This is a genomic window from Nocardioides sp. 616 (assembly GCF_002930065.1).
GTDB classification, from domain to species: Bacteria; Actinomycetota; Actinomycetes; order Propionibacteriales; family Nocardioidaceae; genus Nocardioides; species Nocardioides houyundeii.
The window spans coordinates 385,877-394,236 of the sequence record NZ_POAG01000017.1; the positions used below are offsets into that span (position 1 = coordinate 385,877).

Here is an 8,360-nt window from a genome sequence, read left to right on the forward strand (position 1 = left end):
CGCGACGCGGTTGGCGGCGCTGGACGTGGCGAGCTGGCGGCCCGAGGCGGCTGACGCCCTGATGAACCTGCGGCACCTGCCGCAGCTGCAGGCACCGCCGGGGACGCCGCCCCGGTGCGTGGAGCTGGCCGCACGGGCCGTCCAGGCGCAGGAGATCGTGGCCCTGGCGACGCAGGACCACGGGGCGGCGGTCACCGCGGCCCAGATGGTCCAGCGGGAGGAGGCCCTGCTCGGTCTGGAACGGGCCGCCCGCCGGGCGCTGGTGGCCTCCTGCTCCCCCGAGGTGTGGCCCGAGAGTTGATCCTGTGCGTCGCGGCCTCACCGCACCGCAGTAGCCTCAGCGGTGCCATGGACGAGACTGACCCCAAGACCCTGCTGATCACCCTCACCGGCAAGGACCGACCCGGGGTGACGGCCGCAGTCTTCTCCCGGCTCGCCGCAGCCGGCGTCGAGGTCCTCGACATCGAGCAGATCGTGCTGCGCGGCCGGCTGGTGCTGGGGGTCCTGGTCAGCGCTCCCCGTGACTGGAAGCGGTTGCGCGACGCAGTCACCGAGACCGCGTCGGCGCTCGGCATGCAGGTCGAGGTGGACCGGGGGGTGGGCGACAACAAGGTCCGCGCCGTCGGGCGCAGCCACGTCACGGTCATCGGATCGCCCTTGCGGGCCGCGGCGATGGCCGCCATCGCCGGGCGGATCGCCGACTGCGGCGCCAACATCGACCGGATCGAGCGGATGGCGCGCTATCCGGTCACCGCCATCGACCTGCACGTCTCCGGGGTGGAGCCGGTGGAGCTGCGCCGCGTGCTGGCCACCGAGGCCGCGGCACAGGGTGTCGACATCGCCGTCCAGCCGGCCAACCTGCTGCGGCGCGGCATGCGGCTCATCGTGATGGACGTCGACTCCACGCTGGTCCAGGGCGAGGTGATCGAGATGCTCGCCGCGCACGCGGGCGCGGAGGCGGAGGTCGCTCGGATCACCGAGGCGGCCATGCGCGGGGAGCTCGACTTCGAGGAGTCCCTGAGGCACCGGGTGGCGCTGCTCGAGGGTCTGCCGGCCAGCGCGCTCGACGAGGTGTACGACGCCCTGGTCCTGGCCCCCGGCGCGCGCACCATGGTCCGGACGCTGCGTCGCCTCGGGTACCGCTTCGCCCTCGTCTCGGGCGGGTTCAGCCAGATCACCGACCGTCTGGCGGCGGACCTGAGCATCGACTTCGCACGCGCCAACGAGCTGGAGATCGTCGACGGCCGGCTCACCGGGGGCATCGTCGGGCCGGTCGTGGACCGCGCCGGCAAGGCGAGCGCCCTGCGCGAGTTCGCCGCCGCCGTAGGGGTGCCCCAGGCAGCCGTCATCGCGATCGGTGACGGCGCCAACGACCTCGACATGCTCGACGCCGCCGGGCTGGGCATCGCCTACAACGCCAAGCCGATGGTGCGCGACGCCGCGGACACTGCCGTCAACGTGCCCTACCTCGACGCGATCGTGTACCTGCTCGGCATCTCCCGTGAGGAGGTCGAGGCGGCGGACGCCGAGGTCGGCATCATCACTCCCGCTCCCCCGCTCTGAGACGACCAGCCGCGGGTCAGCGCACCGATCTGCGGCCCACGACGCAGGTTCCGGACACCTCGTCGTCCGTGACGATCTCGGGCGCGAACCCGCGCCACAGCATCCGTGCCGCCGTGGCCTCCGCCTGGGCGCGGCTGGCCTCGACCACCACGACCCCCGCAGGCGCGAGCAGCCGGCTGGCCGCAGCCACCACCCGGTCCTGCATCCGGGTGCCGTCGGGTCCTCCGTCCAAGGCGATCAGCGGCTCGTGGTCGCGGGCGTCCACCGGCATCAGGTCGATCTGCCCCGACGGTACGTAGGGGGCGTTGGCGACCACGACATCCACCCTCCCCGCCAGGGCGGTCGGCAGGCCCGACTCCATGTCACCCTGGTGGACCTGACCTCCGCGGGGCTCCAGGTTCTCCCGCGCACAGGCCACCGCACGCTCGTCGATGTCCGAGGCATGCACGGTCACGTCCGCGCGGCCCCCTGCCACAGCGGCCGCCAGGCCGCCGGCGCCGCAGCACAGCTCGACCAGGACGCCATGCCGGGGCAGGTGCGCCAGGGCCTGCTCGAGCAGGAGGACCGAGCGGCGGCGCGGCACGAAGACCCCCGGACCCACCGCGATCCGGAGCCCGGCGAACTCCGCCCATCCCAGGATGTGCTCGAGAGGCTCGCCCGCCATCCGGTCGAGCAGCGCGAGCTCGAGCTCGGGTCCGGCGAACTGAGCCAGCAGCAGCTCGGCCTCCTCCTCCGCGAAGACGCAGCCCGCCGTCCGAAGGCGGTCGGCCACTGTGTCCCGATCGAGCCAGTCAGGGTCGACCGACATGGAACCCCTCCACGCGTGCCGTCCCGAGCTCCAGCTCGTCCCAGCTGCCGTCCAGCGCGAACAGGGTCAGCGACGCGGTCGGGAATCCGCCGGCCATCCGGGCCAGCACGTCCGGGTCACCGGTGCCGTCGGAGAGCAGCTGGGCCAGGTAGGACACCGTCGGGTTGTGCCCCAGCACGAGCGCGGTCCGTGCGGCCTGGGGGAACTCCCTGATCAGGTCCAGTGCCGACTCCGGCCCGGCGGCGTAGAGCGCCTCCTGCACGTCGGGTCGTACCGTCCAGCCGGCCGCGTCACTGACCGCCTGCCAGGTGTCCCGGGTCCGGACCGCGGCGGAGACCAGGGCGTGGTCGGGCACGAACCCGCGCTCGGCGAGCCAGCGCCCTGCCTCGCCCGCGTCCTCGCGTCCCCGCTCTGTCAGGGCGCGTTCGAGGTCACTGCTACCGACCGCCTCCGCCTTGGCGTGACGCATCACAACGAGGAGTCGGGTGTCCTTCTGCACTGGGTCACTCTGACAGGCACTAGCCTCCGTGTCATGCCAGATCACCCCGCAGGTCCCCTGATGATCATCGGCGGGGCAGAGGACAAGCTCCGTCGACGCACCATCCTCAAGGAGTTCGTGACCCGGTCCGGCGGTGCGCAGGCCCGGATCGTGGTGATCCCGGTCGCGTCCTCCCTCGGTACCGAGATCGTCGAGCTGTACGACGCGGTCTTCACCAAGCTCGGCGCCGGCCGGGTGGTCGCGGCCTGCCCGAGCAGCCGGGACGAGGCCCATGACCCCGACCTGGTGGCGCTCCTGGAGGACGCCACCGGGATCTTCATGACCGGCGGAAACCAGCTGAAGCTGTCAGGCATCGTGTCCGGCACCCCGTTCGGGGACGCCATCGTCGCTGCGCATCGGCGCGGTGCCGTGGTCGCGGGGACCAGTGCCGGGGCCAGCATCCAGTCCTCACACATGGTCGCGTTCGGCGTCGGCGGCGCCACGCCCAAGCAGCGGATGACCCAGGTCGCCGCAGGACTCGGCCTGGTCGGGTCCGCGGTGATCGACCAGCACTTCGAGCAGCGCAACCGCTACGGGCGGCTGCTGATGATCGTGTCCCAGTCCCCGCAGCTGCTCGGCATCGGCGTCGACGAGGACACGTGCGCCGTCGTCGACACCGTCGACGGCCGACAGCGGCTGCGGGTGCTGGGCCGAGGTGCGGTGACCATCCTCGACCCGGCGCGGATGACCACGAACGCCCACGAGGCCGCGCGCTCGTCCCCGCTGCTCAGCAGCGGGGTGATGCTGCACGTCCTCCCCGAGGGAGCGGTCTTCGACCTGGGCGATCGACGCCTGGTGCCACAGGACCCGGTGCTCGACGCGGAGGAGGTCCGGGGGCTGGCCGAGGCCGAGCACGACCTGCGGACCATGGCTCGCGACATCGCCGCATCAGACGCCTCGCCCAGCACTCTGCGACGCCGAATGGCACGCAAGCGTCCCGTTGCCGGGCTCGCCCCCGGCGGCCTCGACTCCACGACACGCAGCACCACCCAGGACAGCACCCACAGCAGCACCCACACCAGCAGCCACGACACCAGCCACGACACCAGCCACGACACCGAGGGAGACGCCCGATGAGCGAGCGACCGACGCCCGACCTGGCCATCCTCGAGACGCGGGTCTACCGCGGTGCCAACGTCTGGTCCTACGAGCGGGCCATCCACCTGGTGGTGGACCTCGGCGTGCTCGAGCAGTTCCCCACCAACACCCTCCACGGCTTCACCGAGGAGCTGCTCACCATGCTGCCGGGGCTGCGTGAGCACTCCTGCTCGCGGGGGCGCCGTGGCGGGTTCGTGGAGCGCCTGACCGAGGGCACCTGGCTCGGCCACGTCGCCGAGCACGTCGCCCTGGCCCTCCAGCAGGTTGTGGGCCACGACATCCGCCGCGGCAAGACACGCGGCGTCAAGGGGCAGACCGGTGTCTACAACGTCATCTACGCCTACGTCGACGAGCAGGTGGGGCTCGCGGCGGGCAAGCTCGCCGTACGGCTGGTCAACCACCTCGTGGACGCCGACCCCGAGTTCGACTGGGCACACGAGCTGGAGCAGTTCATCCTCCGTGCAGAGCGCACCGCCTTCGGTCCCTCGACCCAGGCGATCCTCGACGAAGCGGTCTCCCGCGACATCCCCTGGATCCGGCTCAACCAGCACTCCCTGGTCCAGCTCGGCCAGGGCGTGCACGCGAAGCGGATCCGCGCGACCATGACCTCGAGCACCTCCGCGATCGCCGTGGACATCGCCTCGGACAAGGACCTCACCACCAAGCTGCTGGCCGCGGCGGGCCTGCCGGTACCCAAGCAGGAGTCGGTGCGCACCGCCGACCAGGCGGTCCGGGTGGCAGAGCGCATCGGCTACCCGGTGGTCGTCAAGCCGCTGGACGGCAACCACGGTCGCGGCGTCTGCCTCGACCTGCGCGACGAGCAGGCGGTGCGAGACTCCTTCGAGATCGCCCTGGGGCAGTCCCGCGGCGGCTGGGTCATCGTCGAGAGCCTGGTGCTGGGCAAGGACTACCGGTGCCTGATCATCGACGGTCGGCTCGCCGCCATCGCCGAGCGCGTCCCCGCCCATGTCGTCGGTGACGGTCGCTCCAGCGTGGAGCAGCTGGTGGACCTCACCAACGCGGACCCGCGCCGCGGCGTCGGTCACGAGAAGGTCCTGACCCGGATCAAGGTCGACGCCGGTGCGGAGGAGGTCCTCGCCGCCCAGGGGCACTGCCTCACCTCGGTGCCCGAGGAGGGCGAGATGGTCAAGCTCGCCCTGACCGGCAACATGTCCACCGGTGGCATCTCCATCGACCGCACCTTCGAGGCCCACCCCGAGAACATCGAGATCGCGGAGGAAGCCGCTCGGATGATCGGGCTGGACATCGCCGGCATCGACTTCATCTGTCCCGACATCACCGAGCCGGTCCGTGAGACCGGCGGGGCGATCTGCGAGGTGAACGCCGCACCCGGGTTCCGGATGCACACCCACCCCACGATCGGGGAGCCCCAGTTCATCGCCAAGCCAGTGGTGGACATGCTCTTCCCGGCCGGGACGCAGAGCCGCATCCCGATCGTCGCGGTCACGGGCACCAACGGCAAGACGACCACCAGCCGCATGATCAGCCACATCTTCAAGGGCATGGGACGCAAGGTCGGGATGACCTCGACCGACGGCGTGGTGATCGACGAGCGCCTGCTCATCAAGGCCGACGCCTCCGGACCCCGCAGCGCCCGCATGGTGCTGCAGAACCCCCGCGTCGACTTCGCGGTCTTCGAGGTCGCTCGCGGCGGGATCCTGCGCGAGGGACTCGGCTACGAGCGCAACGACGTGGCCGTGGTCATCAACGTGCAGCCGGACCACCTCGGGCTGCGCGGCATCGACACCGTGGAGCAGCTGGCCGACGTCAAGGCGGTGCTGGTCGAGGCCGTGCCCCGCGACGGCCATGCGGTGCTCAACGCTGACGACCCGCTGGTGCGGGCCATGAAGCGCAAGTGCTCCGGGGAGGTCGTCTGGTTCTCCATGGAGGAGCCCGGCTCGGAGGTGCGCGAGATGATCGACTCGCACTGTCGCCGGGGCGGCAAGGCGCTGGTGCTGAACCCCTCCGAGCGCGGGGAGATGATCGTGGTACGTCACGGGCGTCGCGAGATGCAGCTGGCCTGGACCCACCTGCTGCCGGCCACCTTCAGCGGCCGGGCGCGGATGAACGTGCAGAACTGCCTGGCCGCCGCGGCCGCGGCCTTCGCCGCCGGAGCCCCGCTGCACGACATCCGACAGGGGCTGCGCACCTTCTCCACCAGCTACTACCTGTCACCGGGCCGGCTCAACGAGGTCGAGGTCAACGGCGTCAACGTCATCGTCGACTACTGCCACAACGCTCCCGGCATGCGGATGCTGGGCGACTTCGTCGACCGGCTCGGCGAGTCGATGGAGTCCTCCCACGACCTCGCCCGGCCTTCGCGCATCGGCATCATCGCCACCGCCGGGGACCGGCGCGACGAGGACATGCGCGAGCTCGGACACGTGGCTGCCCAGCACTTCGACGTCCTCGTCGTCCGGGAGGACGACTCCCTGCGTGGCCGCGAGCGGGGCGAGGTCGCCAGCCTGGTGGCAGAGGGAGTCCGCACCGCGATGGAGGCGGGCGCCCGTTGCAAGCGCATCGAGACCGTGCTGGACGAGATCAGCGCGGTCAGGCGAGCGATGAGCCACGCGAACCGCGGCGACCTGGTGGTCGTGTGCGTGGACCAGCACGGCGCGGTGATGTCGGAGCTGGAGAACTGGTCCAAGACCGCGCACGCCGGGGCTGGCGCGTCGGAGGAGAACCCGACCGCGGACCCGGACTACACCCCGTCGGTCACCGAGGGGCAGGGCGCCTGAGGCAGGCCGCCTGAGGCAGGTGCCTCAGGCGGCCACCTGGACCTTCGCGCGCAACGCCTCGGGGGAGTCCGGGATCCCCCCGTGCGCGGCGATCCAGTCGTAGCACTCCTGCCGTTCGGCGTGGCACATCAGTCCGACCACGTCACCGGGCCGCGCCTGGGCGACCAGCGCTGCCAGGCACTCGACCTCGGTGGGCCAGGACTCCAGCTCGGTGACGCCCACGCGGGCGGCGCCCTCCCTCAGCAGGTCGTCGAGGTCCTCGCGCGTGCGGTCGCGCAGGTAGCGGTCCTTGTGGCCGATCGCCACCACGTCGCTGTCGCGGGCCCCGATCTCCCCCAGCATCGCGATGAGGTCGTCGGTGCGGTCACCCACGGCGCCCAGGCCCAGCAGCAGTCGGGATCCCGGCGCCCGGACGCCGTTCATGATCTCGATCATCGCCTCGAGCCCGGCCTCGTTGTGCGCCAGGTCCATCACGACCGAGAAGCCGTCGATGCTGAAGAAGTTCATCCTGCCCGGGTTGTGCTCGGCGTCGGGCCGGAAGGTCCGCAGGCCCTGCGCCACGTCCTCGCGGGTGATGCCGATCGCCAGCGCAGCCGACGCTGCGGCCAGCACGTTCTCGACGTTGAACCGGGAGAGCCCCGCGAGGGTCATCGGGACGTCCACGACCTCGACCAGCGGCTCCGGGTCCGCCCCCGGCTCCTGGGTGCACACCCAGCCGTCGATGACGGTGGTGGCCCGGCCACCCTCGTCGAGCACCGCCCGCAACGAGGGGGCACCGGGGTCCCGGGAGAACACCCAGGGCCTGGCCTTCAGCCCCGTTCGCATGGCGAAGACTCGCGGGTCGTCGCCGTTGAGGACCGCCCAACCGCCCTTGCGGGTGATCCCCGGCACCACGGCCTTGACCTCCGCGAGCTGGTCCACGGTGTCGATCCCTTGCAGCCCGAGGTGGTCGGCGGTCACGTTGGTGACCACCGAGACGTCGTTGTGGGTCAGGCCGATGCCCTTGAGCAGGATGCCGCCACGCGCGGTCTCGGTGACCGCGAGCTCGACCTCGGGGTGCGCCAGGATCCGGCCGGCGCCGCTCGGCCCGGAGTAGTCCCCCGGCTCGATGAGCGCGCCGTCGATGTAGACGCCGTCGGTGTTGGACCATCCGACGAGCTGCCCCGCGCCGCGCGCGAGGTGGGCGATCATCCGGCTGGTGGTGGTCTTGCCGTTGGTCCCGGTGACCGCCACCACGGGGATCTTGGGGTTGATGGTGCGGGGCCGCTCACCGGACACGGATGCTGCCACCTGGGCGGCCGCCGTACCGACCACGTGGTCGATGTCGGAGCTGGGCAGCGCGTCGAGGACCTCGGCCACCGCCCGGCCCAGCGCCTGGGCACGCTCCCGCCGACGCCACGGGAAGGCCACCACCACCTGGCGGGGGTCGCTGGTGGGACGGACCCGCACGGCCAGCTTGCGGGTTCCGGCCTCGGCCGCCACCGCGCGCACCAGCCGTTCCACGGCGCGCAGCGCGAACCGCTGCCGGAACCCCGACTGCGCACCACCGGGCCGGGCGCTGCGCAGCCCGATACGGGCGGCGAAGCGCAGCGCC

At 71.8% G+C, this 8,360-nt stretch carries 6 protein-coding genes and 1 pseudogene; 4 read left to right on the top strand and 3 right to left on the bottom strand.

Features of this window, described 5'->3' with window-relative positions; all coding sequences use genetic code 11:
• Both C5H89_RS18910 and serB read left to right on the top strand, forming a co-directional pair.
• A pseudogene (locus tag C5H89_RS18910) lies at positions 1-301 on the top strand (hypothetical protein); the annotation flags it as partial.
• A gap of 47 nt (positions 302-348) precedes the next feature.
• A complete protein-coding gene (gene serB, locus C5H89_RS08260) occupies positions 349-1,563 on the top strand; it encodes a phosphoserine phosphatase SerB (protein ID WP_104106846.1) in 1,215 nt (404 codons plus the stop codon).
• Positions 1,564-1,579: 16 nt separating this feature from the next.
• Here serB and C5H89_RS08265 read toward each other — a convergent pair whose 3' ends face one another.
• Both C5H89_RS08265 and C5H89_RS08270 read right to left on the bottom strand, forming a co-directional pair.
• Entirely contained in the window at positions 1,580-2,371 is a 792-nt protein-coding gene (locus tag C5H89_RS08265) for a putative protein N(5)-glutamine methyltransferase (protein ID WP_104106530.1), read from the bottom strand.
• A complete protein-coding gene (locus C5H89_RS08270; RefSeq protein WP_240181768.1) occupies positions 2,355-2,870 on the bottom strand; it encodes a histidine phosphatase family protein in 516 nt (171 codons plus the stop codon). The genes C5H89_RS08265 and C5H89_RS08270 overlap by 17 nt, the downstream gene beginning before the upstream one ends.
• 33 nt (positions 2,871-2,903) lie before the next feature.
• Between C5H89_RS08270 and C5H89_RS08275 the strand changes: the two genes are divergently transcribed.
• Positions 2,904-3,986: a cyanophycinase gene (locus C5H89_RS08275; protein ID WP_205304928.1), complete on the top strand. Its 1,083-nt coding sequence runs from the start codon at positions 2,904-2,906 to the stop codon at positions 3,984-3,986.
• Positions 3,983-6,766, top strand: coding sequence for a cyanophycin synthetase (gene cphA, locus C5H89_RS08280; protein ID WP_104106531.1), 2,784 nt, complete (start codon positions 3,983-3,985; stop codon positions 6,764-6,766). The genes C5H89_RS08275 and cphA overlap by 4 nt, the downstream gene beginning before the upstream one ends.
• Before the next feature lie 24 nt (positions 6,767-6,790).
• Here the strand turns inward: cphA and C5H89_RS08285 are convergent.
• Positions 6,791-8,360 (bottom strand): Mur ligase family protein (locus C5H89_RS08285; protein ID WP_104106532.1); only part of this gene is annotated, 1,570 nt, incomplete at its 5' end.